Genomic DNA, 23,147 nt, shown 5'->3' with positions numbered 1-23,147 from the left:
ATTTTCTGAATTTTTAAAACAAAATAAAAAAAACGAAGCCTTCTGCGGCTCCGCTCTTTTCTATTTTGTTTCCCCCTGCCAGTTCAGCATGCCCCCGGCCATATTGCGGACTTTATATCCCTGGTCCTGCAAATAGTGGCATACGTTTCCGCTGCGATTGCCAGAACGGCAAATAATAATGTACTCCTTATCTTTATCAAATTTATCAAGATTTTCAGGTATCGTGCCCATACGGATATGTCTCACCCCTGGAATCATGCCGGATGCAACCTCTGCATCTTCCCTCACATCTACAAGCTCAAGCTTCTCCCCAGCTTCAAGCTTTTTCTGTAATTCTTCTGTTGTAATCTCTTCAATACGCTCCAATCCTAACACCCTTTCTGGAAAGCTTTTTAAATAGCACTTAGCATTTAATACTGCTGCCACTCCTATAATACCCTATATATCACGAAAAATATAAAAGGAAAGTTTCATTATCACAAATACAAAAACCACCCCTTATCAAATAGAGGTGGTTTCATCTGATACAACTTAATTTGCAACGATATTTACAAGTTTACCTGGCACCGCGATGACTTTACGGACAGTTTTTCCGTCAATTTGTTCTTTTACTTTGTCATCGTCCATTGCGATTTGCTCCAATAGGTCTTTTTTGGCATCGGCAGGAACCATAAGCTTTGCTTTAACTTTGCCGTTGATCTGGATAACGATTTCGACTTCATCATCTGTCATTTTGGCTTCATCATATGCCGGCCAGGCTTCATAAGCAATGGATTCACCATGGCCTAATTTTGACCAAAGCTCTTCAGACATGTGAGGAGCAATTGGTGAAAGCATTTTAACAAAGCCTTCTGCAAAGATCTTTGGAAGCACATCTGCTTTATACGCTTCATTAATGAATACCATCATTTGAGAAATAGCTGTGTTGAAACGAAGCCCTTCGTAGTCCTCAGTTACTTTTTTCACCGTTTGGTGGTAAACCTTTTCAAGGCTGCTGCCTTCTTCAATGTCCTGAATTCCCGGGCTTAATTCACCAGTCTCTTCCACAAACAAACGCCAGATGCGGTCAAGGAATCTTCTTGAACCATCCAATCCATTTGTAGACCATGCAATGGAAGCTTCAAGCGGTCCCATGAACATTTCGTATAGACGAAGAGTATCTGCACCGTGGCTTGCTACAATTTCATCCGGATTAACGACATTGCCTTTTGATTTACTCATTTTCTCATTATTTTCCCCAAGAATCATACCTTGGTTAAATAGCTTTTGGAACGGTTCCTTCGTATGGACAACTCCCACATCGTAAAGGACCTTGTGCCAGAAACGGGCATATAGAAGGTGAAGAACCGCATGTTCAGCTCCGCCGATATAAATATCAACCGGAAGCCATTCTTTTAATTTCTCAGGATCTGCAAGAGCTTCACTGTTTTTCGGATCAATATAGCGAAGATAGTACCAGCAGCTTCCTGCCCATTGCGGCATTGTGTTCGTTTCCCTGCGGCCTTTTTTGCCTGTTTCAGGATCCGCGACATTAACCCAATCATCGATGTTGGCTAATGGTGACTCTCCAGTGCCGGATGGTTTGATTTCCGTTGTTTTTGGAAGCACTAATGGCAGCTGATCTTCCGGCACGGCAGTCATTGTGCCATCTTCCCAGTGGATCACTGGAATCGGCTCGCCCCAATAGCGCTGGCGGCTGAATAGCCAGTCACGAAGACGATAAGTAACCTTCTTAGTGCCAATGCCTTTTTCTTCAAGCCATGCGATCATTTTCTCAATCGCTTCCTCTTTGCTTAATCCATCAAGAAAACCTGAGTTCACATGCTCGCCATCGCCAGTGTATGCTTCCTTTTCAACATCTCCGCCGGCAACGACTTCTATAATAGGAAGATCAAATTGCTTGGCGAACTCATAGTCGCGCTCGTCATGAGCTGGAACTGCCATGATGGCCCCGGTTCCATAGCTGACTAAAACATAATCTGCAATCCAGATTGGCATTTTTTCGCCATTAACCGGGTTAATCGCATAAGCACCAGTGAAGACACCTGTTTTTTCTTTGGCAAGATCTGTTCGCTCGAGATCGCTCTTGCTCTTTACTTTGTCAATGTAAGCCTGAACTGCGTCACGCTGCCCATCTGCTGTGATTTTTTCAACAAGCGCATGTTCTGGAGCAAGAACAGCATATGTTGCACCATATAATGTGTCAGGCCGTGTTGTGAAAACAGTGAACGTGCCATCATGGCCCTCAATATTGAATGTTACTTCTGCTCCTTCAGAACGGCCGATCCAGTTTCGCTGCATATCCTTAAGGCTCTCTGGCCAATCCAATAAATCAAGATCTTCAAGCAGGCGATCCGCATAGGCCGTAATTTTAAGCATCCACTGTCTCATTGGACGGCGTTCTACCGGATGGCCTCCGCGTTCACTTTTTCCGTCAATGACCTCTTCATTTGCAAGCACTGTTCCAAGTGCGGGACACCAGTTAACAGCTACTTCATCGATATATGCAAGTCCTTTTTCATAAAGCTTTAAGAATATCCACTGAGTCCATTTATAGTATTCAGGGTCTGTTGTGTTTACTTCACGATCCCAGTCATATGAAAAGCCTAACGCCTTAATCTGGCGGCGGAAGGTGTTGATATTCTGTTCTGTGAATTCAGCAGGATCGTTTCCTGTATCAAGGGCATATTGCTCAGCAGGCAAACCAAATGCATCCCAGCCCATTGGGTGAAGGACGTTATAGCCCTGCATGCGCTTCATGCGGGAAAGGATGTCTGTTGCCGTATATCCTTCCGGGTGCCCGACATGAAGTCCTGCACCTGAAGGATAAGGGAACATATCCAGCGCATAAAACTTGCGCTTGCCTTTATCTTCAGTTGTTTTGAATGTTTTATTTTCTTCCCAGTAGCCTTGCCACTTTTTTTCAATCTCCTGATGATTGAAACTCATTTTGTTTCCTCCTAATATCCGAAAGCGCAGGGCACCCGCTTATCGGCGACAAGCATAAGACGAGCCGATGGCGCACGGAGCCAGACTACTTTCTGACTTCAAAAATTTGCACTTCATTTTTTTAATACAATAAAAAAACCTCTCATCCCAAAAAAGGGACGAGAGGATTATGTATAAATCTCCCGCGGTACCACCCACATTAGTGAACATGTCACTCGCTTCATTCATCCTTAACGCGGAAAACGGCAAGCATTACTGGCACTTCACACTTGCTGCTCAAAGGCGAGTTCATGATGTGCCCGGCTGACTTGCACCTTCCGTCAACTCTCTAAAACGGGCTGCTGCACCACTACTGCTCCTTATCTAAGCATTTTAGTATAGGAATATGACTATTGTAATAAATTTCCCGCCAGGATGCAAGAGGCTTATTCTGACAGGAATTTAATAGCTAGAATATGCAATGCTTTTCGCAAATGTGCCTGTATTTACTGAACAGTATAACCTCCATCAATAACTGCCGCCTGGCCTGTAATTCCTTTAGCTCCTTCACCAGCCAAAAAAATCGCATAATCTGCAATCTCTTCCACCGTCAGAAGCCTCTTCTGCGGCACTAAAGGATAGATGACTTCTTCCAGCGCCTTTTCAAGTGGTACATTTCTTGTTTTAGCAAGGTCGATCAGCTGGTTCCTAACAAGTGGTGTATCCACATATCCCGGACAAATCGCATTCACCGTGATTCCATCCTCAGCAGCCTCCAATGCTGCTACTTTAGTAAGGCCTATAACGCCATGCTTAGCACTGTTATATGCTGCCTTACCTGCAAATCCTACAAGTCCATTAATGGACGCCATATTAAGTATTCTGCCGGATTTTTGTTTTTTCATGATTGGCATCACGTGCTTGATGGCCATGAATGGGGCAGTCAGCATCACTTTGATCAGAAATTCAAATTTCTCAGTAGGGAAGTCTTCAATAAAAGAAACATGCTGCAGCCCCGCATTATTTATCAGCACATCCAAGGAACCGAATTGGCTGACTGTTTCATTGATGGCTGCTTGTATATCAGACTCGGAAGTCACATCACATTTAAGCCCAATTGCTTCAAATCCTTCATGCTTCAGCTTTTCAGCAGCTTTTTTCACAGCATCTTCCTGAATATCCGTCAGAACAATTTTCGAGCCGTGTTCAGCGAACCTCTTGCCAATTTCATAACCAATTCCCTGGGCTGCACCAGTAATAAACACTACTTTATTTTGTACCATGAATAAGCTCCTTTCAAAAACAAAGCCGGGGCTCACCTTAAAAGAGCCCCTGCCGCAGGAATTTAGATTCCTAATCCGAGTGAGAACAAGATAATAGCAAGCGCTGTCCCAAGGGCAGGCACTATAACAGTAAGTGCTCCCACTGCGCCATATGCATCCTGATGCGTTTCACCGCAAATTGCCCTGACAGTTGTAACAACATAACCATTATGAGGCAGAGAGTCCAGTGCACCTGATGAAATGGCTACTGTTCTGTGAAGGGCTTCTGCATTTACCCCCATATCCATATAGTGCGGGGCTAGAATTGGCAATGCAATTGCCTGGCCACCAGAGGAGGAGCCTGTCATACCTGCAATCACACTAACAGCAATCGCACCGCCTATAAGCGGACTTCCTGGGATATTTGTCATCCACCCTACAGCAGTTTCAAATGCAGGCACTGCTTTGGCTACCCCGCCAAACCCTACAACAGCCGCTGTGTTGCCAATGGCTATCAATGCACCTAGAGTTCCATCGGAAACGGCATCCCAGAAGTTTGTAAAATACTTACGGTTTAGTAAATAAGTAGAAATGACTCCACCTAATAAAGCAAGTATAAGTGCAGATTGTTTAAGTGAATCATGGAATAAAAAGGAGATGATCAGCACGACGATTAACGGCACCACTCCCATTAATGGATGCGGTAAATCTTTGTTTTCAGTAGCAGGATCCTGCTCGCGTGATTCAAAAACTTCTCCATTATTTACAGCTTTTGTAATCATACGCTTCAGCCACCAATAGCCAAAGATCATCATAAATACTGCTACGATTATGCTGACTTCCCATCCGGCATATGGAGTAGTTCCCAGAAATTCAACCGGAATCCAGTTTTGAATTTCAGGTGAACCCGCAGAAGTCATCGTAAAAGTTACGGATCCAAAAGCAAGTGCTGCAGGGATAAATCTTCTTGGAAGATTAGCCTGCTTAAATAAACTCAATGCCATAGGATAGACTGAAAAGGCAACAACGAATAAACTTACTCCTCCATAAGTTAAAATGGCACATGAAGCGACAATGGCAAGAACAGCATACTTCATTCCAAGTTTATCTACTACCATTTTAGATACACTGTCGGCCGCTCCGCTATCTTCCATAACCTTTCCAAAAATAGCTCCCAATAGGAACATTAGGTACCACGACGTAACAAATCCTGAAAAACCGGACATGTAGTTGCCTACCAAATTGGCTTCTCCTTCACCAACCAGCTGCGGAAACAGCGGCATACCGCTTAAAACAGCTACAAACAGTGCGGACAACGGCCCAGCTACCAGCAGGTTCATTCCCCGCATGGTAAAGAAAATCAGCAGGGCAAGCCCGCCTATTAATCCAATCATACTTAGCATTTCATTTCCCCCTTTGATTTAACATGAAAATAACTAATGGCTCCCTCCTTTATTGAAACCGTTTGCAAAAAAAGAAAAAAATAACTTACTTAGAAATTAAAATGCAAGAAGCGTGCCAACATGAAATGCCTTTATAAGATTGGATTCATGAACAAATTATGAATTATTTTTCCAGAATCCTGGAATGAGCAGGGGAGCAAGTCTTCTTATCTGATAGACTAATTTTCTGATAATTCCGTCCGGGATAGGATTATGGGCGCATACAATTACTAGAATGAAAACAGTCCAGAAATCCGGAACGTATTCCGGATTTCTGGACTAGCTAAAATTATACAATTCCATATTTCTTTAGTTTTTCATACATAGAAGATTTACTGATGCCCAGAGCCTTCGCCGCTTCTATGCGGTCATTGTTATATTTGCTTAAGCTTTGTGTCAGGATTCGTTTTTCTGTTTCCTCCAAAATATCCTTCAAATTCTTTTTCCCGACTGGATAAACGGCAGATTCTTTCATATAATCCGGCAATGATTCTATGGTAATCATTTCACTGCTTGTTAAATGAATGGATGCCTCTATGACATTTTCAAGCTCTCTAATATTGCCGGGCCAGCTATATTGGTGAAATTTTTCTATAACCTCATCGCTAATCGAGCTTATTCTCTTTCCTGATTTTTTCGTTATTTTATTTATAAAACTGTCGATTAAAAAAGATAAATCCTCCATCCTGTCGCGCAAAGGAGGAACCATGAACGGCACCACATTAATCCGATAAAATAAATCCTCCCTAAAGCGTTTTTCTTCCATCATTTTTTCGAGCGGCCTGTTGGTTGCAGCAATAATCCGGACATCCACTTTAACCGTTGAAGTGGAACCAACGCTTTCAATCTCGCCTTCCTGCAGGGCACGCAATAATTTCACCTGCATATTGAGCGGCATATCGCCAATCTCATCCAAAAATAATGTCCCACCATCAGCAAGCTGAAACTTTCCTTTTTTGCCGCCCTTTTTCGCTCCTGTAAATGCTCCTTCCTCATAGCCAAAAAGTTCAGATTCAAGAAGTTGTTCAGGAATGGCGCCGCAATTTATTTTGACAAACGGCTGATGGCTCCTGTTGCTGAGCTGATGAATGCTGTGGGCAAAAAGTTCTTTGCCGGTTCCGCTTTCCCCGCGGATTAAGACGGAAATATCACTAGCTGCAACCATTTTTACTTTTTCCTTAAGGCTTTGAATCTGGCTCGATTTCCCTAATATATCATCGAGGCTATATTTTACGCTGCGGTCAATTTCCTGAATGTAGCTCTGGATTTTTGTCAGCATGCTCTTTACATGGCTGTTCATCTGCATCCATTCCTTTGTATCCCTAAAAAAGACTGTCCCGAAAGCGCCAATTACTTCGCCATCAGATAAAATCGGAATGCGGTTTGCTATCATATAATTGCCTCTTATATATTGCAGATCTGCAATTTCTTCCTTGCCTGTTTCTGCCACGATATGCATTCGGGAATTTTCAATAACCCCGGAAACATGCCTTCCAAGAACCTGTTCCCTCTCCACTTCAAGAAAATCGCAATAATTTTTATTGATGTAAATAATTGTTCCTTCTTTATTTACAACCACAAGCCATCCAAAGGCGTTCTCAACAATGGTTTCAACAATTTTCAAAGGCAAATCGAATAACGCACTTTTCATTTGAATCCCCTCATTTAGGAAAATCTACTATTATGATCACTATTTTATCATATTTTTCTGAAAACAAATTCACTTCAATGGGTATTCTTATTGCTTTTGCTGTCCATAACACTAGTAATCGGCAGACATGGGAGGTGTTTGAGCTGAAAGGCATCTATCTGATTAATCCGCACTGGCAATCTGGTAACAAATCAAAGCAGGAATGCGCTCAAGCGCAAAAACAGGCGCTGGAAACCTATATTGAGGACCATAATATTTTTACAGTGAAGCTAAATCAATGGCAGCTAAATGACTATTACACCATTCCGCATGCCCTTTTGTATGATTTGAAACAAAAAAAGGCAGATCTGGATGTCCTGCTTCTTTATTCAGAAGAGGTACTCGAAGACTTTATCAATTCTTATCCAGCGAGATGGCTGATTTTGAAAAGCTTCTTCAATGAAGTTGTATTTGCTGCTAAGCAAAAAGAAAATTACTTCGAAGGCGCCGGTTAAAAACAAAAATATTAAAAAACCTGCAGCTCAAAACTGCAGGTTTCTGTCTTAAAAAGGATGTATAAATTATGAAGTTGGATAACTGTCCAGCTCCACAAGGAAAGCTGCATCAGCATTCTCATCGCACGACTAAATGCGACAGCTTTTTATGAGGGGGCGCCTTCCACTTTACCTATGATGCATGCGCCAACTCTTTAGACTCCTTCAATTTCCGGTCATAAACAAGAGTTGTCAGAATGGCAAAAACAAATAGAACCATTAATACTGCAAACAGCATGGAAATTCCGTAAAGGTCAACCAGAATCCCCCCCAATAATGGCCCGATCATCCGTCCGCCTGTTGCAGTGCTGTTAACGATTCCCTGGTAAAAACCTTCCCGCCCTTTTGGAGCAAGCTGGTTGGCAATGGTCGGAACTGCTGGCCATATAAGCATTTCACCAATCGTCAGAATAACCATGGCAGTAATAAAAGCTGAGAACTGTTCTGCACTGGCTGCAGCAGCAAACGATCCTATAAATATGACCATGCCGGCAATCATCTGCACCTTTAGCGTTTTGAACCATTTTACCAGAGCACTGATAAAAGGCTGGCCCAATACAATCAATGCTCCGTTAATTGTCCACAGCAGGCTGTATTGCTTTAAAGAAATATTCAATTCCTGTGTGTAAGCAGCGATAGTGGATTGCCATTGCACATATCCGACCCAGCACAATAAATAACCTGAGCATAATATGAGCAGTGCGTAAAGCTTGGTATGATTTTTAACCTTACGATTTTCCTGAAGGATGGAGGTCTGCTGACCCATAACAGTATTTATTCCCCTGTATCCAAAAACAGCGATCAGTAAAAAAACGATATACATAACAGTATTGGCCAGGAAAATTAACTGAAAAGAGTACGATGCCACAAGACCGCCGAGTGCAGCACCAATGGCCACACCGGCATTCTGAGCTACATAGATGGCATTGAAAGCTTTACGGCCGCCTTCTTTCCAGACAGATCCCGCCATCGCAAACATTGAAGGAAAAACAATTCCAGATCCGAATCCCACAAAGGTCAGGAACACCACGTATGCAGGCCAGCCATGCCAAAAGGTCAAACCGAGGAGTGCCATTACCGTGATGACAATTCCAAGAAGAATCGAACGATAGCCGCCTATTTTATCATATAGGCTTCCCCCTATTAAATTTCCTGCTACGCTCGCAGCTGCGTTCACCATCAGAACCAGGCCGGCTACCGATAAGGATTTGCCTAAGTGGTCATGGATGTAGATTGTATTAAGAGGCCACAAAAAAGAAGATCCAGTTACATTTACTGCCATCCCAATAATTAAAAGCCATAAGCTCCGCGGCATAAGATTACGCCCCTTTTTTCATATTTTTTATGTTTAGCCGGCACATTACCACTCCGGCACTATTTCGAAATCCAAAATAATTTTAGTTGGTTTTTCCTGTCCTTGCAAGAGGTTTTCATTCGATTTTAATAGACAGAATACTCCTTCTTTTAAACTTGAGCTGAATGTGGATTTTTAAGGAATGCACCTATTAAGAATAGTTCGTTAAACGGCACAAAAAATAAAGCCCCGATTTTGAAAAATCGGGGCTTTCCATATTAATAAAAAAATTAAATTTTAATGTAGATAGCTGTCTAGCTCCAGCGTCTACCCCCTCTAGGTCACAAGCCAATCCTCCCAAAAAGGCAAAGAACGCCTTTCCGGGAGGTTCGTCTTGTGCTTGTCGGGGGTGAGCAAGGCGCTTCCGCATTTCTTATGATGATTGTTCCGGCTCAGGGTGAAATTTTGATTTTACAGGCTGACCGCCTGATTTCTCATAGTTCTTTTTCGACTGCTTTACCGCATCAAAATCCCGGCCAAGTTCAACATCCTGGCTATTGGCGCCATTGCGGGTCTTTTGTTCCGGATTGTTTTGTTTTGAGCGCTTTTTTACCATCTGTGGACCACTCCTTAATGAGGAAGTATTATCATCTGATTTTGGAGCTGCTGCAGCTGGAGCCTCATCCGGTGAAGCTGTTCCCGCTGCTGGGAGTTGGCGCTGTGCGCCATCTGGGTTATATCGTTATAAGCAGCTTCCAAAGACTGAAGTGCATTGGAGTATTCGTTATCATTGTAATGCTCCTGCGTTCTGCCTGATTCAAACTGCTCCTGGGCAAAACGGATTGCATCCTCACACTGCTGCAGGAGTGTATCCATCGATTCTCGGGTTGCCATTATCTGTTCCCCTCCTTAACGAATGGGTCTAGAAGCTTGCATGCTTCATTAATTAGTTTGTTCATTTTTCCTCAATCCTTTCCACTCTATTTCCTGCCAATTCCCCTTGGATAAGATTTTGGGTCATGATAAGATTAATTTTATGAAATCCTTCATATTCATTTTTACCTTATAGATTACTCTTTGAAAAAGGAGGGATAATTGTGGATAAAGTAAATCCTTTTCCATATGCATCCGATAATAAACGGTACCATACATGGAATTATCATTTGCGTAATGAATTTGGCCATAAAGTTTTTAAAGTGGCACTCGATGGCGGTTTTGATTGCCCAAACCGTGATGGCACGGTCGCACATGGAGGATGTACATTCTGCAGTGCCGCCGGTTCTGGAGACTTTGCCGGGAACCGCGCTGATGATTTGGAAACACAGTTTAATGCAATAAAAACAAAAATGCATCATAAATGGAAAGACGGAAAATACATGGCCTATTTTCAGGCCTTTACGAATACACATGCCCCTGTGGAAGTGCTTCGTGATATGTATGAGAGGGTGCTTGAGCAGGACGGTGTTGTCGGGCTGTCTATTGCAACCCGCCCTGACTGTCTGCCTGATGATGTAGTTGAATATCTGGCAGAGCTTAATCAGCGAACCTATCTCTGGGTAGAACTGGGCTTACAGACTGTACATGAACGGACTGCCCTTTTAATTAACCGCGCACATGATTATCCATGCTATGCGGAGGGAGTAAACAAGCTCCGCAAACATGGCATCCGCATCTGTGCACACATCATTAATGGCCTTCCGCTTGAAACACCGGAAATGATGATGGAAACCGCACGGGAAGTTGCGAAGCTGGATGTGCAGGGCATTAAAATTCATCTCCTTCATTTATTAAAAGGAACCCCAATGGTTAAGCAATTTGAAAAAGGCATGCTTGAGTTTCTTTCTCTTGAGGAGTATGTAAACTTAGTATGTGACCAGCTGGAGATTTTACCTCCGGAAATGATTGTCCACCGTATAACAGGCGATGGGCCAATCGATTTGATGATCGGGCCAATGTGGAGTGTGAATAAGTGGGAAGTGCTCAATAGGATTGATGCGGAATTAAAGCTCAGAAACGGCTGGCAAGGAAAATTTTACAACCCAAGCCAAATGGAGGCATTGTCATGAAGCTTGAAAGAATCTTACCTTACGCAAGACAGCTGCTTGAGAAAGCAGTATCACACGGGGATATCGTTATTGATGCCACTTTGGGCAACGGTCATGATGCAGTATTTCTGGCGGATCTGGTAGGGCCTAATGGAAGAGTCTACGGATTCGATATTCAGGAAGAAGCTGTCCAGAATACAAAAACACGCCTGGCTGATCATGATCTGTCAGACAGAACTACCCTTTTCCATTCAGGACATGAATTCATTCTTGAGAATGTGCCGCCTGTCCATCATGGAAAAATAACTGCAGCCATTTTTAATTTGGGTTACCTGCCTGGCGGTGATAAAGATATTGTCACTCGTCCGCAGACAACCATTTCTGCCATCGATCAGCTTTTGGAACTGATGGCTCCGGAAGGGATTATTCTTTTGGTGATTTATCACGGCCATATTGAGGGAGCTGTTGAGCGTGATTATCTGCTCAGATATGTAAAGCAGCTGGATCAAAGCCTCGTTCATGTTTTGCAGTATCAGTTTATAAATCAAAAAAATAACCCGCCGTTTATTGTAGCAATTGAAAAACGGTAAAAGCCTGCGAAAAATGCAGGCTTTTTATTATTTTTCAATTGCTCCTGAAAAACCAGCAGGCATCATCTTCTGCAAAGTCCGGTAAGCTCTTCCGTTCACATAAAAGAAATAGCTTACCATTCCGCCTGTTCTGATCATGCTTTTGGCTAATCTTCTGACATTCCGCTGCTTCCGGACCTTTTCATCGGATAGATAGACCCCAAGCAAGCCGCGATTAATCAGTTTATGGAAATGTTTATGAGGCAGCTTTTCAGTATGCTTATCTGCTTCGGCAACAAAATGCTTCAATCTCGAAAACAGTTTTTCTTCGTTCTCATAGTAAAAGCAAAAATTCAAGTCTCCACCGGCTTTGTCCTCTTCCTGATCAATCAGATAATCAAGAAGAATGTGGAGACCCTGGATGTAGGGAAAATATCCATTTCGTATATTTACCGCATGCTCCGCTTCAAAATCATCTCTCAGTGCGTAGGAAACAAGGCAAAAAATCCCCAAAGTCGAACCCGAGCAAGCAGAGAATTCATACCATTCCATCTCAGGTATATCAGACCGATATTGGTCAAACCAGTTCTGCAGACGGGGAACTCGTTCTTCCACCACAACATGCTTATGTATTTGCAGATCACAATAGTAACGGCATAATTCAAGCAGATGGCTTTTTATATGTGTGTAATGCTCCAGACTGGACAGCACTTCCCTGCATGCTGCAGCTAAATCTGCAAGATAGTTTCCATCATCCTGTTCATTTCTCAGCCGATAATATTTTTTTTCTGATGCATCCGTATCGAGGGCATCCTCCATTGACTCGTGAAGTGCCGCAAAGTCCCGCGGATCAAGCGAGGTGCTCCGGTCGCAGAGATTGTCCAAATAATCACTGATTGTCTGATATGCGACGATAAACTTAATCGCTTGTTCATATTTTTCCTTGGCCATTAATGACATAATAGCTCCGCCTTCACAGTGGAAGGTTTTATGCTCAATGCTGGCAAGAGCCTGCTTTCTTAACTCCTGATCAGGAATTGCTTCCGCCCTGCTTCTCCAGTATGCAAGTTCCTTATGGACAGCTGGCAGAACCTTCCTGTAGACATGTGACATTAAGCTAATTGGCATGGAAGGTACACTCATGACATGATAAACCTCCTTTTGCTTAGGGGATAGGTAAGCAGTTTCTTATGTTAAGCCTGCACCCTCCATAATTAAAACCCCGTTCTTAAACCACATAACCAAGCGCTTTTAATTGGCTGTTCACGAAATCCTTCGCGTATTCAAAAACTTCTTCACGTTCAGGTTCATTAAAGACTTCGTGGTAGCATTTAGGCCATTCTTTGAACCTTTTCTCTGAGAATGGCGCAAGATTAAACCACTCTCTGACAGTTGTTTTATTCACGATCTTATCATCGCCGCCCTGCAATACGAGGAGGGGCAAATCCTGGATTTTATCAAGATTCTCAAAGGCAAGCTTTATAGCAAAAACAAGTTCCCTGTACCATCTGACCGACACTTTTGTCACATACAGTGAATCATTTAAATCAGCATCAAGGACATCCTGATTCCTCGTCGCCATGTCCACGGATAATCCGGCATCCATTTTCAGGCCTGGCATCACAGAATTGAGTCCAAGCGATAAAAAGTTCAGAAATTTAGAAGGCTGTTGAACCAAACCTAAACATGGAGATGACAAAATCACTCCAGCGAGATTCATTCTTTCCTCCTGCAGCAGGCGAATGGCAATCAGTCCGCCCATGCTGTGTCCTAAAAGAAAGACAGGCAATTCAAATTCATAAGCAGCCTGTACCCAATCCTGAACTTCAAGTATATATTCATCAAAGGAATCAATATGGCCTCTTCTGGATCTTGAAGTCATCCCCTGGCCAGGAAGATCTCCCATAATGACATGGAAACCAGCCAAGCGCCACATTTCAATCAGCCAGCCATAGCGGCGGTGATGCTCCATTGCCCCATGCACCATGACAATAACGCCCTTTGCATCTCCTTCAGTTTCCCATTTCCACATAGTCAATCCTCCCAGCCTTTTTACGTACTGTCTTATGTAAATATATTATAGCCTAGATGCTAAAATTGTTCATGAATCAACCTTTGTAAAAATGGAATTCTTTTTGCCAGAATAACGTTTATCATGCCTCTTATGATAAAATCAAAATAATCAAACTGCATATAGGAGTGTTTCACATGATCTATCCATATAAAGATAAAGAACCTAAAATTGCAGAATCCGCATTTATTGCAGATTTTACTACCATTACCGGTGATGTTGAAATTGGCGAGAATTCCAGTGTTTGGTTCAACTCCGTTATACGCGGAGATGTAGCTCCAACAATCATCGGCAAAAAAGTCAATATTCAGGACAATTCCGTCCTGCATCAGAGCCCGAATAACCCGCTGATATTGGAAGATGAAGTGACAGTTGGCCATCAGGTAATCCTTCATAGCTGCATTATCCGCAAAAAGGCTTTAATAGGGATGGGCTCGATTGTATTAGATCAGGCTGAAATCGGAGAGGGAGCATTCATTGGCGCAGGGAGCCTTGTTCCACAAGGAAAGAAAATTCCTCCCAATACTCTTGCATTCGGCAGGCCTGCAAAAGTGATCCGCGAGCTGACACCAGATGATATCAAAGATATGGAACGGATCAGCAGGGAATACGCCGAAAAAGGGGAGTATTATAAGTCTTTGCAGAAAAAGCCTGAATAACTCTCCTGCACCCTTTTATTAATAGAATGGGAAAATAGCCGATAATAAACATAAGGCAATACCAATGGGCGGGTGAAGAAATTGAAAATTTATATTGCGGCTATTGTTCTTTTCTTACTTTTAATAGTGATATTCAGAAAAACAATGTTAAAAACGGCACCAATGTTTTTAATTGTCTTCATTCTGATTTCTGGTGCATTTGTTTATGACAACCTTTCAGGTAGCCAGCCAGCTTCAGCCGTAAACCAAATTAAATCATGGCTGTCTGAACCTGCTGAGAAAGCCAGCTCTTTCCTTGGACACAACACTGCCGTAATTAAGATCAAGGAAGAAACAATTATAGATGCTCCCGCAGTCAATCAGTTTCCTGAGCTCCCCAGGGGATGTGAAGTGACGAGCTTAGCCATGCTCCTTCAGCATGCAGGGATCCAGGCTGATAAAATGACGCTCGCTAAAGAAATAAAGAAAAATCCTGAGCCTTACCGCATTGAAAACGGAAAAATCTATTTCGGGCACCCGAATGACGGGTTCATAGGCGATATGTATTCCTTTGATAATCCAGGTCTCGGCGTTTATCATAAACCCGTAAAAGAGCTTGCGGAAAAGTACATGCCTGGCTCCATTGAAGACCTTACCGGATCCGATTTTGAAGAATTAAAAATCCATTTGTCAGACAGCAGGCCTGTCTGGGTTATTATCAACACAGCCTATAAACAGCTTTCTGATGACTTTTTCCAGACCTGGCATACGCCAAGCGGAAAAATCCAGATTACCTATAAAGAGCATTCAGTCCTGCTCACAGGCTATGATCAGGAATACATGTATTTCAATGACCCGCTCACAGGCGAGAAAAATAAAAAAGCACCCATAAACGATTTTGAAAAAGCATGGGTGCAGATGGGCAAACAGGCTATTACCTATCTCCCAAAATAAGAACGTCCACCAGGTTTTCACCTGATGGACGTTTTTAATTTAGCCTTTAAGCGGCTGCAAGTCTTTAGTTAACAAATACTCTTTCTCAAAAGAATACTTTTTCTCCACATATACCTGATGCCAAACCATGAACATAAGAACTGTCCAGATTTTGCGGCTGTTATCTGCTTTATCCTGGCAATGGTCTTCAAGAAGCCCTAACACATAATCTTTATTGATTAAGTGATCCACATTGCTTTCACGGATAATATTTTTAGCCCACTCATTCATCTCGTCTTTCAGCCAGTGGCGGATTGGCACAGGGAATCCAAGCTTCTTACGGTTCAGCACATGATCTGGAACGACTCCTTCAGCAGCTTTGCGAAGAATATACTTCGTAGTGCCATTTGCCGTTTTCAGGCTGGTCGGAATTTTGGAAGCCACTTCAAACACTTCTTTATCAAGGAACGGAACACGAAGCTCGAGAGAATGAGCCATCGTCATTTTGTCCGCTTTCAATAGAATGTCTCCGCGCATCCAAGTATGAATGTCGATATACTGCATGCGGTCAACCGGATCATATCCGCGGCTTTCTTCATATAGCGGTTTAGTGATATCCGTATAATTTAAGCTGTCTTTATATACATGAAGCAGGCTGCGCTTCTCTTGCTCTGTAAACATTTTTGCGTTTCCAATGTAGCGCTGTTCCATTGGCGTTACACCGCGTTCGATAAAGCTTTTCCCTTTCATTCCCTCTGGCATCATATTTGCAATCATGCGAAGAAGCTTTTTGCCGATAGCAGGAATTTTATTGAAGACTTCCAGGGATTGTGGTTCACGGTAAATATTATAGCCGCCAAATAGCTCATCGGCTCCCTCACCTGAAAGTACAACCGTTACATGCTTGCGTGCTTCTCTTGCCACAAAATAAAGGGGCACACAAGCTGGGTCAGCAAGCGGATCGTCCATATGCCACATGATTCTCGGAATCTCATTCATGTATTCCTCAGGAGTAATGATGTAGCTGATGTTTTCCACACCAAGCTTTTCTGCTGTTTCTTTCGCTACATCCACCTCGCTGAAGCCGTTGCGTTCAAAGCCGACAGAGAAAGTTTTAATGGCAGGATGAAACTCTTTCGCAATGGAAGCAATGATGGAAGAATCAATTCCGCCTGAAAGGAATGAACCAACCGGAACATCGGCACGCATATGCATTTTGACTGAATCGAACAAAACATCTCGAATTTCCTTTGTAAAATCAGCTTCTGATTTTTGCACTGGATGGAAAGCAGCTTTCCAATAGCGCTTAATATCCATAGGAGCGCCAATTTTTTTCGTGAAATAGTGACCTGGCTCAAGCTTATGGATTCCCTCTGACATTGTGTCTGGCTCCGGCACAAATTGATATGTCAGATAATGCTGGAGAGAGTCATAGTTTAATACATCATTCTGAAGCGCTAAAAGAATACTTTTCTTCTCTGAGCCGAAGAACGTGCGGTCTCCTTTATTATAATAAAAGAAAGGCTTTATCCCGAATGGATCTCTGGCTCCATATAAAGACTGCTCCTGTTTATCCCAAATGACAAACGCAAACATTCCTCGCAATTTTTCAACAGCCTTTTCTTTCAGATGGCTGTAAAGGGCGATTATAACTTCAGTATCTGAGCTTGTTTCAAAGCTTAAGCCAGCTTTGAGAAGTTCTTCACGAAGTTCCACATAGTTGTAGATTTCTCCGTTAAAAATAATCCAATAACGTTTATTTTCGTAAGTCAGCGGCTGGTGCCCGCTTTCAATATCGATGATGCTCAAACGGCGGAAGCCGAATTGAATATGATCATCAAAATAGTATCCTGAATCATCCGGACCCCGATGGGTAATGATATCATTCATATTTTGAAATTGTTCTTTATCTGCGTCACGGTAATTTTGTGCTTTTTCATGTACACAACCAATAAAACCACACATTATGTACGTCACCTACTCCATTCTATTCTCAATATTTAGATATAGCCTTAACGGCTCCTTTGTCTTAGAAAACATACCCTATAATACTACCACTAATCATTTATAATTAGCACGTGGATTATAAAAAAAATCTTCGCGGAAAATTAAGCCATTATCCGAAGTTTATACGATAACATATAAAAATAAACGACTAAAGAGCAGAAAGAACGAAAAGTGAATTAACGCCCTATATGTATAAAGACGCAAAAAAGAAAGCGGGAGTTACATTATGAATGCAACTCCCGCTTTTTATATTATTGTCTAGCTCCACAAGGAACGCTTCGACAGCTTTTAGGAGGAGCGCCTCCCCCCTCGAGGAGGCCCCCAGGATGGGGGTCATGCAGATGTTGCCACAGGACGTGGCGTTCTTAGTCTGCGATCCTTTAGCGAGCAAGGCGCTTCCGCTTTTCTATTCAGCTTCAGAACGAAGAATTTCTGCCTTATCTGTACGCTCCCAAGGAAGATCAACATCTGTACGTCCGAAATGTCCGTAAGCAGCTGTCTGCTTGTAAATTGGGCGGCGAAGGCCAAGCATATTAATAATTCCTGCAGGACGAAGATCAAAATGCTTTCTTACTAGATCAACCAGTACATCTTCGCCCACTTTGCCTGTTCCGAATGTATCAACAGAAATCGATACAGGCTGTGCCACACCGATCGCATAAGCAAGCTGAACTTCAACTTTTTCAGCTAAGCCGGCTGCTACAAGGTTCTTTGCTACATAACGAGCAGCATAAGCAGCAGAGCGGTCAACCTTTGTAGGATCCTTACCGGAGAAAGCGCCTCCGCCATGACGGGCATAACCGCCGTAAGTATCAACAATGATTTTGCGTCCGGTCAGGCCTGCATCCCCTTGAGGTCCGCCAATAACGAAACGTCCTGTTGGGTTGATGAAGTACTTAGTATTCTCATCGATTAGTTCTTTGGGAACAACCGGGTTAATAACATGTTCCTTCAGGTTGCGCTGGATTTGCTCCAGGCTGATCTCAGGGTGATGCTGAGTAGAAATAACAATTGTGTCAATGCGGACAGGCTTGTCATTTTCATCATACTCAACCGTTACCTGAGTTTTTCCGTCTGGACGAAGGTAAGGAAGGATTTCTTCTTTACGAACTTCAGTCAGGCGGCGGGAAAGTTTATGTGCTAAAGAAATCGGAAGAGGCATAAGCTCTTTCGTTTCGTTGCAGGCAAAACCGAACATTAAACCCTGGTCTCCTGCACCAATTGCTTCGATTTCCTGATCGCTCATTTGTCCTTCGCGTGCTTCAAGGGCCTGGTCAACACCCATTGCAATATCTGCTGACTGCTCATCAATGGAAGTTAATACTGCACAAGTTTCGGAATCGAAACCATATTTAGCACGGGTATAACCGATTTCTTTTACCGTTTCACGAACGATTTTTGGAATATCTACGTATGTAGATGTTGTGATTTCACCTGCAACTAATACAAGTCCAGTTGTTACAGAAGTCTCTGCAGCAACACGGGCATTCGCATCTTTAGCTAAAATTGCATCTAAGATTGCATCAGAAATTTGGTCACAGATTTTATCCGGATGACCTTCAGTAACTGATTCAGAAGTAAACAAACGACGCTTTGTTGACATCTGGCTTCCTCCTTATAAATAGAAAATTGAGCGAGAATTAAGAAATGGGGGAAGCGGAAATAACTTTTCCCTGTCATTTCATGGATCTCTGTTTGATACGGAACTCATTCCCTTAGTAGTATGAAATAAACATGGAGTTTTTATTAGAAAAATAGACAGCGCTGGGCAGAAAGCCAGGCATCCATTTTTCATTATGCATCTCTGCAATCTGCTAAAAACTCACATAAATAGTACATTCCAAAAGCCGTTCATTTCATTGCAAAATAAAAAACCTTCTCATTAGTGAAAAGGTTGAAAGCAAATCGATTCGCGCCTTTCACTCTTATCGTTCAAGGAATTACGTCCTTGCGTCAGGTTAGCACCTTTGCTGATTATTGCCTTTAGCAGGTTGCTGGGTTTCATAGGGCCTGTCCCTCCACCAGCTCGGGATAAGAGAGTATCCGTTCAAGGTTGAATCATACCGTATTTTATCGAATCATGTCAACAGATTTTCATTATTTTTCACTTTAAGTTTTAAGCATTTAAGATTATGCTCCATGCTTACAGCGAACAGCTTCCGTCGTCACATTTTTTCTTTAGAAATTTATGCCTGTTTTTAGCAATCCATTTATAGATCGGATCGCCCAGCATTGGCGTCAATGGGAGATATAAAAGGAGGCCAATTAAAAAGGATGCAGGAAAGAGGAACAGCAGTCTCCTTACTGCAGAATACCCCTTTTTCACACCACCCGATGGTGTAATAATATGAAGCTCTCTGCGCAAATCAATCTTGGAAAACGAGAGCGAGTTCGGGATTTTTTCATACTCCTGCAGAGAAATCCATTCCACTTTATTCAGCCAATCGAGTTTTTTAAATATCTTCTTTGTTTCCTTGCATAAGGAACAAGTTCCATCATAGAGAGCAATTGTCTTCATTTTAGATCAGTCCCATGTTAAAATTAACACTTTCTTCTATATTAACATATACAAGTTATAAGGTTATTAAAGTGGATTACTTGTCCAATTATGACATTTTTATAACATGAACAAAAAAGTTTCGTAATAGTATAGACTAATCATTTTAATGTGTTATACTAATTTCGAGATGTAATCACTTTCATAAAAAAATCGGGAAAAAGGAAGGTATTCATCAGATGAACTCTGTAAGCATATCAAACGAATTGAGCGAATTACTAAATGGCAGCAACATTCAAGTGCAATTATCCGTTCCTCAGCTTGTGGAAAAAGTATTAAACCGCAATGAAGGGTCCCTTACCTCTACTGGTGCCGTACGCGCTACTACAGGCAAGTATACAGGACGTTCTCCTAAAGATAAATACATTGTTGAAGAAGCATCAAATAAAGATAAAATGGACTGGGGCAGCGTAAACCAGCCTATCTCTGAAGAAGCATTCTCTAATCTTTATAATAAAGTAATCAACTACTTAAAAGAAAAAGAAGAAGTATTTGTTTTCAAAGGCTTCGCAGGTGCCGATAAAAAGCACCGCATGCCAATCCAGGTAATTAATGAATATGCCTGGCACAATCTTTTCGCACATCAGTTATTTATTCGTCCGGCAGAAGACGAGCTATTGGATCATCAATCAGAGTTCACAGTCATTTCTGCACCTAATTTCAAAGCAGACCCTGCAGTTGACGGCACAAAGTCCGAAACATTTATCATCATTTCATTCGAGCGCCGCACTGTTTTAATCGGCGGTACTGAATATGCAGGCGAAATGAAAAAGTCCATTTTCTCTGTTATGAACTACATGCTTCCAGAAAACGGGATTCTTCCGATGCACTGTTCCGCGAACGTTGGTCGCGAAGGTGATGTTGCTTTATTCTTCGGCTTATCCGGAACAGGAAAAACAACCTTATCTGCAGACCCTAACCGCAAGCTGATTGGTGATGACGAGCATGGCTGGTCGGCAAATGGTGTCTTCAATATTGAAGGCGGCTGCTACGCAAAATGCATTAACTTATCCCGTGAGAAAGAACCGCAAATTTTTGATGCAATCCGCTTTGGAGCTGTATTGGAAAATGTGGTGGTAAACAGTGAAACTCGGGTTGCTGATTACGATGACAGCACTTTAACTGAAAATACACGTGCGGCATACCAGCTTCAGGCCATCGATAATATCGTTGACCCAAGCATTGCCGGGCATCCTAATACAATCGTATTTTTAACAGCTGACGCATTTGGCGTATTGCCTCCAATCTCTAAACTATCAAAAGAGCAGGCAATGTACCATTTCTTAAGCGGCTATACTTCCAAGCTTGCAGGAACTGAGCGCGGCATTACTTCACCGCAGGCAACGTTCTCAACATGCTTTGGCTCACCTTTCCTTCCGCTTCCTGCAAACCGTTATGCTGAAATGCTTGGCGAGAAGATCGATGAGCATAATGCAAAAGTATTCCTGGTAAACACAGGATGGACTGGTGGAGAGTACGGAGTCGGTGAACGCATGAAACTTGCTTACACTCGTGCTATGGTGGAAGCTGCACTTGAAGGCGAACTGAACAACGTAGAAACAGTCAAGGACGAAATTTTCGGATTGGAAATTCCGCAGCACGTTACAGGTGTGCCTGACGAAGTTCTTCAGCCAAACAAAACATGGGCAGATCAGGCTGCTTATGAAGCAAAAGCAAAAGAACTCGCTGCAAAATTCCGTGAAAACTTTAAGAAATTCACAAGCGTTTCTTCTGATATCGAAGAAAAAGGCGGACCAATCGCATAATATCAAAAAAGGAATTGCCGTATGAGCGGCAATTCCTTTTTTGATATTTTATTTTGTAATTCAGCCATCTCGAATGAGTATGTTTCCACAAGCGGACTTATATTTGCCGATCGGCACTGTTCACACCGATTAGTTCCCTTCGTGGCGCCTTGTCCTCGCTTAGCGGCACTATCCCCACTGATTAGTTCCTTTCGGGCTCTCTTTCTCTTTCCTTAATTTAAAAGCACTATTCTCACTTGCAGTTTTCAGAAAATTTTCGAACGAAAAAACGCCGGACTTAGTCCAGGCGCTCTTTTAGTTTGTTGAGTTTAAGGAAACAAGCTGGTAAGTAATGAGGGTCTGGCTGTTTTCCCATTCCACTTTTCTGATAACACCCATACCGTTCAGGTCACCATCAATTGTTCTTTTTACCTCGACCGGGATATCGAGCGGATATAATCTGTACCCGTCTTTGACAAGTGAAAAGAAATTCTCATCAAGTCTGATCTCCCTTCCCTTTGTCACTATCATTGTGTTCAGCTCTAAAGGCATACCCATTGGTATCTCTCCTTCATTCTTAATATCCTTTTCTCTATTTTACCCCACCTTATTGCGCTCTGAAAGTCCTTAATTTTATCTGCCCTTTGCTTTCATCCACACGCTTAAATCCTCTACCGTCTTGCGGTTCACGGCTGGCGGAAAGTAGTGGGTATATTCAGGGAAATACCAGCTGCCTACTTCTTTTTTTAGAGCCTTGAGCCTTTTTTCCAGGCGATAGGAATGCTCCACCGAAACATTATGATCCTGTTCTCCATGGATGATTAGGACAGGCGCCTGCAGCTGCTCCAGCCGAAAAAGCGGGGTGCGATATTTATACCTTTCCGGGAACTTTGTCGGGGTTCCGCCTATTACACGTTTCATCATTCTCCGAAGATCCTTGCGTTCCACATAAGTGAGAAACATGTCACTGACCCCTCCCCATGTTACAATGGACGCGGCTTCCGGAAACTCGATTGCAGTAAGCAATGCCATTACGCCACCGCGGGAAAAGCCAAAAATATGAACTCTTTTTACCCGGGCATGCTCCTGAAGAAGAGTAAAAGCGGCAAACGCGTCCTGTCTGTCCTCCCCTGCAAAATCTTCGTTTCCATCTCCCCCTTGGTTGCCTCTGTAAAAAGGCGCGAATACAATAAAGCCTTCACAGGCAAACTGGACAATCCGTGAAGGCCTTACTTTCCCGACATTTTTTATGCCTCCTCTCAGATATAGGAATCCATCATATAGCTCCTCCCCCTTTGGCTCTGCCAGCAGGCCTTTTATATGTAAACCGTTTGCATGATATGTGACAACAGATAATTCGATTGCCGGATTTGGCGAAGGAAATCTCTGTTTATTTATGATATGGCCATTTTGGAATTCCATGTCCTCATCCCCCTCTTGAAGTAGAACTGAATACGACTAATAGTATGAGC

21 protein-coding genes, 1 riboswitch and 1 other annotated feature are annotated in these 23,147 nt (G+C 42.7%); of the genes, 6 read left to right on the top strand and 15 right to left on the bottom strand.

The genetic code is table 11. From position 1 onward, the window contains the following. Window positions 1-60: 60 nt before the first annotated feature. The 5 genes from QUF73_22080 to QUF73_22060 all read right to left on the bottom strand — a co-directional run bounded on the left by QUF73_22080 (window position 61) and on the right by QUF73_22060 (window position 7,283). Window positions 61-366: a rhodanese-like domain-containing protein gene (locus tag QUF73_22080; GenBank protein ID MDM5228794.1), complete on the bottom strand. Its 306-nt coding sequence runs from the start codon at window positions 364-366 to the stop codon at window positions 61-63. A gap of 165 nt (window positions 367-531) precedes the next feature. Beyond that, window positions 532-2,949, bottom strand: a complete 2,418-nt coding sequence (gene leuS / locus QUF73_22075; protein ID MDM5228793.1) for a leucine--tRNA ligase — start codon at window positions 2,947-2,949, stop codon at window positions 532-534. A 151-nt stretch (window positions 2,950-3,100) separates the two neighbouring features. Further along, window positions 3,101-3,324, bottom strand: a binding site (T-box leader). Window positions 3,325-3,434: 110 nt separating this feature from the next. Next, entirely contained in the window at window positions 3,435-4,211 is a 777-nt protein-coding gene (locus tag QUF73_22070) for a 3-hydroxybutyrate dehydrogenase (protein MDM5228792.1), read from the bottom strand. A 62-nt stretch (window positions 4,212-4,273) separates the two neighbouring features. Beyond that, window positions 4,274-5,593 (bottom strand): GntP family permease, encoded by a 1,320-nt coding sequence (locus tag QUF73_22065; protein ID MDM5228791.1) that lies wholly within the window; start codon window positions 5,591-5,593, stop codon window positions 4,274-4,276. A 328-nt stretch (window positions 5,594-5,921) separates the two neighbouring features. Next, window positions 5,922-7,283: a sigma 54-interacting transcriptional regulator gene (locus QUF73_22060; protein MDM5228790.1), complete on the bottom strand. Its 1,362-nt coding sequence runs from the start codon at window positions 7,281-7,283 to the stop codon at window positions 5,922-5,924. A gap of 32 nt (window positions 7,284-7,315) precedes the next feature. On the opposite strand from QUF73_22060, the gene QUF73_22055 reads away from it, so the two are divergent. Then, window positions 7,316-7,777, top strand: a complete 462-nt coding sequence (locus tag QUF73_22055; protein MDM5228789.1) for a hypothetical protein — start codon at window positions 7,316-7,318, stop codon at window positions 7,775-7,777. Between the two features lie 172 nt (window positions 7,778-7,949). Here QUF73_22055 and QUF73_22050 read toward each other — a convergent pair whose 3' ends face one another. The 3 genes from QUF73_22050 to QUF73_22040 form a co-directional block, all read right to left on the bottom strand. After that, window positions 7,950-9,131 carry an MFS transporter gene (locus tag QUF73_22050; protein MDM5228788.1) on the bottom strand — a complete coding sequence of 394 codons (1,182 nt, stop codon included), beginning with the start codon at window positions 9,129-9,131 and terminating at the stop codon, window positions 7,950-7,952. 412 nt (window positions 9,132-9,543) lie between these two features. Next, window positions 9,544-9,726 (bottom strand): glycogen biosynthesis protein GlgD, encoded by a 183-nt coding sequence (locus tag QUF73_22045; protein ID MDM5228787.1) that lies wholly within the window; start codon window positions 9,724-9,726, stop codon window positions 9,544-9,546. 14 nt (window positions 9,727-9,740) lie between these two features. Next, on the bottom strand, window positions 9,741-10,004 hold the full coding sequence (locus tag QUF73_22040) for a YtzC family protein (protein MDM5228786.1): 264 nt from the start codon (window positions 10,002-10,004) through the stop codon (window positions 9,741-9,743). A gap of 203 nt (window positions 10,005-10,207) precedes the next feature. Between QUF73_22040 and QUF73_22035 the strand changes: the two genes are divergently transcribed. Both QUF73_22035 and QUF73_22030 read left to right on the top strand, forming a co-directional pair. Continuing rightward, entirely contained in the window at window positions 10,208-11,176 is a 969-nt protein-coding gene (locus QUF73_22035) for a TIGR01212 family radical SAM protein (GenBank protein ID MDM5228785.1), read from the top strand. Continuing rightward, window positions 11,173-11,745 (top strand): class I SAM-dependent methyltransferase, encoded by a 573-nt coding sequence (locus QUF73_22030; GenBank protein MDM5228784.1) that lies wholly within the window; start codon window positions 11,173-11,175, stop codon window positions 11,743-11,745. Before QUF73_22035 ends, QUF73_22030 begins: the two co-directional genes overlap by 4 nt. Window positions 11,746-11,772: 27 nt before the next feature. Here QUF73_22030 and QUF73_22025 read toward each other — a convergent pair whose 3' ends face one another. Both QUF73_22025 and QUF73_22020 read right to left on the bottom strand, forming a co-directional pair. Then, window positions 11,773-12,867, bottom strand: a complete 1,095-nt coding sequence (locus QUF73_22025) for a tetraprenyl-beta-curcumene synthase family protein (protein ID MDM5228783.1) — start codon at window positions 12,865-12,867, stop codon at window positions 11,773-11,775. An 85-nt stretch (window positions 12,868-12,952) separates the two neighbouring features. Further along, the gene (locus tag QUF73_22020) at window positions 12,953-13,756 is read right to left on the bottom strand and encodes an alpha/beta hydrolase (GenBank protein ID MDM5228782.1); all 804 of its coding nucleotides are present in this window, start codon (window positions 13,754-13,756) and stop codon (window positions 12,953-12,955) included. 176 nt (window positions 13,757-13,932) lie between these two features. On the opposite strand from QUF73_22020, the gene QUF73_22015 reads away from it, so the two are divergent. Continuing rightward, window positions 13,933-14,454, top strand: coding sequence for a gamma carbonic anhydrase family protein (locus tag QUF73_22015; GenBank protein MDM5228781.1), 522 nt, complete (start codon window positions 13,933-13,935; stop codon window positions 14,452-14,454). Between the two features lie 81 nt (window positions 14,455-14,535). Then, on the top strand, window positions 14,536-15,387 hold the full coding sequence (locus QUF73_22010; protein MDM5228780.1) for a C39 family peptidase: 852 nt from the start codon (window positions 14,536-14,538) through the stop codon (window positions 15,385-15,387). A gap of 39 nt (window positions 15,388-15,426) precedes the next feature. Here the strand turns inward: QUF73_22010 and asnB are convergent, their stop codons facing one another. The 3 genes from asnB to QUF73_21995 all read right to left on the bottom strand — a co-directional run bounded on the left by asnB (window position 15,427) and on the right by QUF73_21995 (window position 19,891). Then, window positions 15,427-17,331 (bottom strand): asparagine synthase (glutamine-hydrolyzing), encoded by a 1,905-nt coding sequence (asnB, locus tag QUF73_22005; protein ID MDM5228779.1) that lies wholly within the window; start codon window positions 17,329-17,331, stop codon window positions 15,427-15,429. Between the two features lie 448 nt (window positions 17,332-17,779). Then, entirely contained in the window at window positions 17,780-18,976 is a 1,197-nt protein-coding gene (gene metK, locus QUF73_22000; protein ID MDM5228778.1) for a methionine adenosyltransferase, read from the bottom strand. 319 nt (window positions 18,977-19,295) lie between these two features. Further along, window positions 19,296-19,411: riboswitch (SAM riboswitch) on the bottom strand. 105 nt (window positions 19,412-19,516) lie between these two features. After that, window positions 19,517-19,891 (bottom strand): DUF393 domain-containing protein, encoded by a 375-nt coding sequence (locus QUF73_21995; protein ID MDM5228777.1) that lies wholly within the window; start codon window positions 19,889-19,891, stop codon window positions 19,517-19,519. Window positions 19,892-20,109: 218 nt separating this feature from the next. On the opposite strand from QUF73_21995, the gene pckA reads away from it, so the two are divergent. Beyond that, the gene (gene pckA / locus QUF73_21990; GenBank protein MDM5228776.1) at window positions 20,110-21,696 is read left to right on the top strand and encodes a phosphoenolpyruvate carboxykinase (ATP); all 1,587 of its coding nucleotides are present in this window, start codon (window positions 20,110-20,112) and stop codon (window positions 21,694-21,696) included. A gap of 294 nt (window positions 21,697-21,990) precedes the next feature. Here pckA and QUF73_21985 read toward each other — a convergent pair whose 3' ends face one another. Together QUF73_21985 and QUF73_21980 are read right to left on the bottom strand one after the other, a co-directional pair. Beyond that, window positions 21,991-22,233 (bottom strand): DUF2584 domain-containing protein, encoded by a 243-nt coding sequence (locus QUF73_21985; protein ID MDM5228775.1) that lies wholly within the window; start codon window positions 22,231-22,233, stop codon window positions 21,991-21,993. A gap of 75 nt (window positions 22,234-22,308) precedes the next feature. Continuing rightward, window positions 22,309-23,097: a prolyl oligopeptidase family serine peptidase gene (locus QUF73_21980; GenBank protein MDM5228774.1), complete on the bottom strand. Its 789-nt coding sequence runs from the start codon at window positions 23,095-23,097 to the stop codon at window positions 22,309-22,311. Between the last annotated feature and the right edge of the window lie 50 nt (window positions 23,098-23,147).

Origin of the sequence: Cytobacillus sp. NJ13 (assembly GCA_030348385.1) — a bacterium.
In the GTDB taxonomy this organism is placed as follows: Bacteria; Bacillota; Bacilli; order Bacillales; family Cytobacillaceae; genus Cytobacillus.
Note: the sequence above shows the minus strand (reverse complement) of the source record. Positions and strands in the feature narration are given on the sequence as shown.

What these genes read in the sequence shown, in the direction of transcription:
- QUF73_21980 (MDM5228774.1), bottom strand. Translation starts at nt 23,097, where the DNA reads ATGGAATTCCAAAATGGCCATATCATAAATAAACAGAGATTTCCTTCG.
- QUF73_22050 (MDM5228788.1), bottom strand. Translation starts at nt 9,131, where the DNA reads ATGCCGCGGAGCTTATGGCTTTTAATTATTGGGATGGCAGTAAATGTA.
- QUF73_22040 (MDM5228786.1), bottom strand. Translation starts at nt 10,004, where the DNA reads ATGGCAACCCGAGAATCGATGGATACACTCCTGCAGCAGTGTGAGGAT.
- pckA (MDM5228776.1), top strand. Translation starts at nt 20,110, where the DNA reads ATGAACTCTGTAAGCATATCAAACGAATTGAGCGAATTACTAAATGGC.
- QUF73_21985 (MDM5228775.1), bottom strand. Translation starts at nt 22,233, where the DNA reads ATGGGTATGCCTTTAGAGCTGAACACAATGATAGTGACAAAGGGAAGG.
- QUF73_22045 (MDM5228787.1), bottom strand. Translation starts at nt 9,726, where the DNA reads ATGGTAAAAAAGCGCTCAAAACAAAACAATCCGGAACAAAAGACCCGC.
- QUF73_22025 (MDM5228783.1), bottom strand. Translation starts at nt 12,867, where the DNA reads ATGAGTGTACCTTCCATGCCAATTAGCTTAATGTCACATGTCTACAGG.
- QUF73_22055 (MDM5228789.1), top strand. Translation starts at nt 7,316, where the DNA reads ATGATCACTATTTTATCATATTTTTCTGAAAACAAATTCACTTCAATG.
- QUF73_22070 (MDM5228792.1), bottom strand. Translation starts at nt 4,211, where the DNA reads ATGGTACAAAATAAAGTAGTGTTTATTACTGGTGCAGCCCAGGGAATT.
- QUF73_22020 (MDM5228782.1), bottom strand. Translation starts at nt 13,756, where the DNA reads ATGTGGAAATGGGAAACTGAAGGAGATGCAAAGGGCGTTATTGTCATG.
- QUF73_22030 (MDM5228784.1), top strand. Translation starts at nt 11,173, where the DNA reads ATGAAGCTTGAAAGAATCTTACCTTACGCAAGACAGCTGCTTGAGAAA.
- metK (MDM5228778.1), bottom strand. Translation starts at nt 18,976, where the DNA reads ATGTCAACAAAGCGTCGTTTGTTTACTTCTGAATCAGTTACTGAAGGT.
- asnB (MDM5228779.1), bottom strand. Translation starts at nt 17,331, where the DNA reads ATGTGTGGTTTTATTGGTTGTGTACATGAAAAAGCACAAAATTACCGT.
- QUF73_21995 (MDM5228777.1), bottom strand. Translation starts at nt 19,891, where the DNA reads ATGAAGACAATTGCTCTCTATGATGGAACTTGTTCCTTATGCAAGGAA.
- QUF73_22015 (MDM5228781.1), top strand. Translation starts at nt 13,933, where the DNA reads ATGATCTATCCATATAAAGATAAAGAACCTAAAATTGCAGAATCCGCA.
- QUF73_22065 (MDM5228791.1), bottom strand. Translation starts at nt 5,593, where the DNA reads ATGCTAAGTATGATTGGATTAATAGGCGGGCTTGCCCTGCTGATTTTC.
- QUF73_22060 (MDM5228790.1), bottom strand. Translation starts at nt 7,283, where the DNA reads ATGAAAAGTGCGTTATTCGATTTGCCTTTGAAAATTGTTGAAACCATT.
- leuS (MDM5228793.1), bottom strand. Translation starts at nt 2,949, where the DNA reads ATGAGTTTCAATCATCAGGAGATTGAAAAAAAGTGGCAAGGCTACTGG.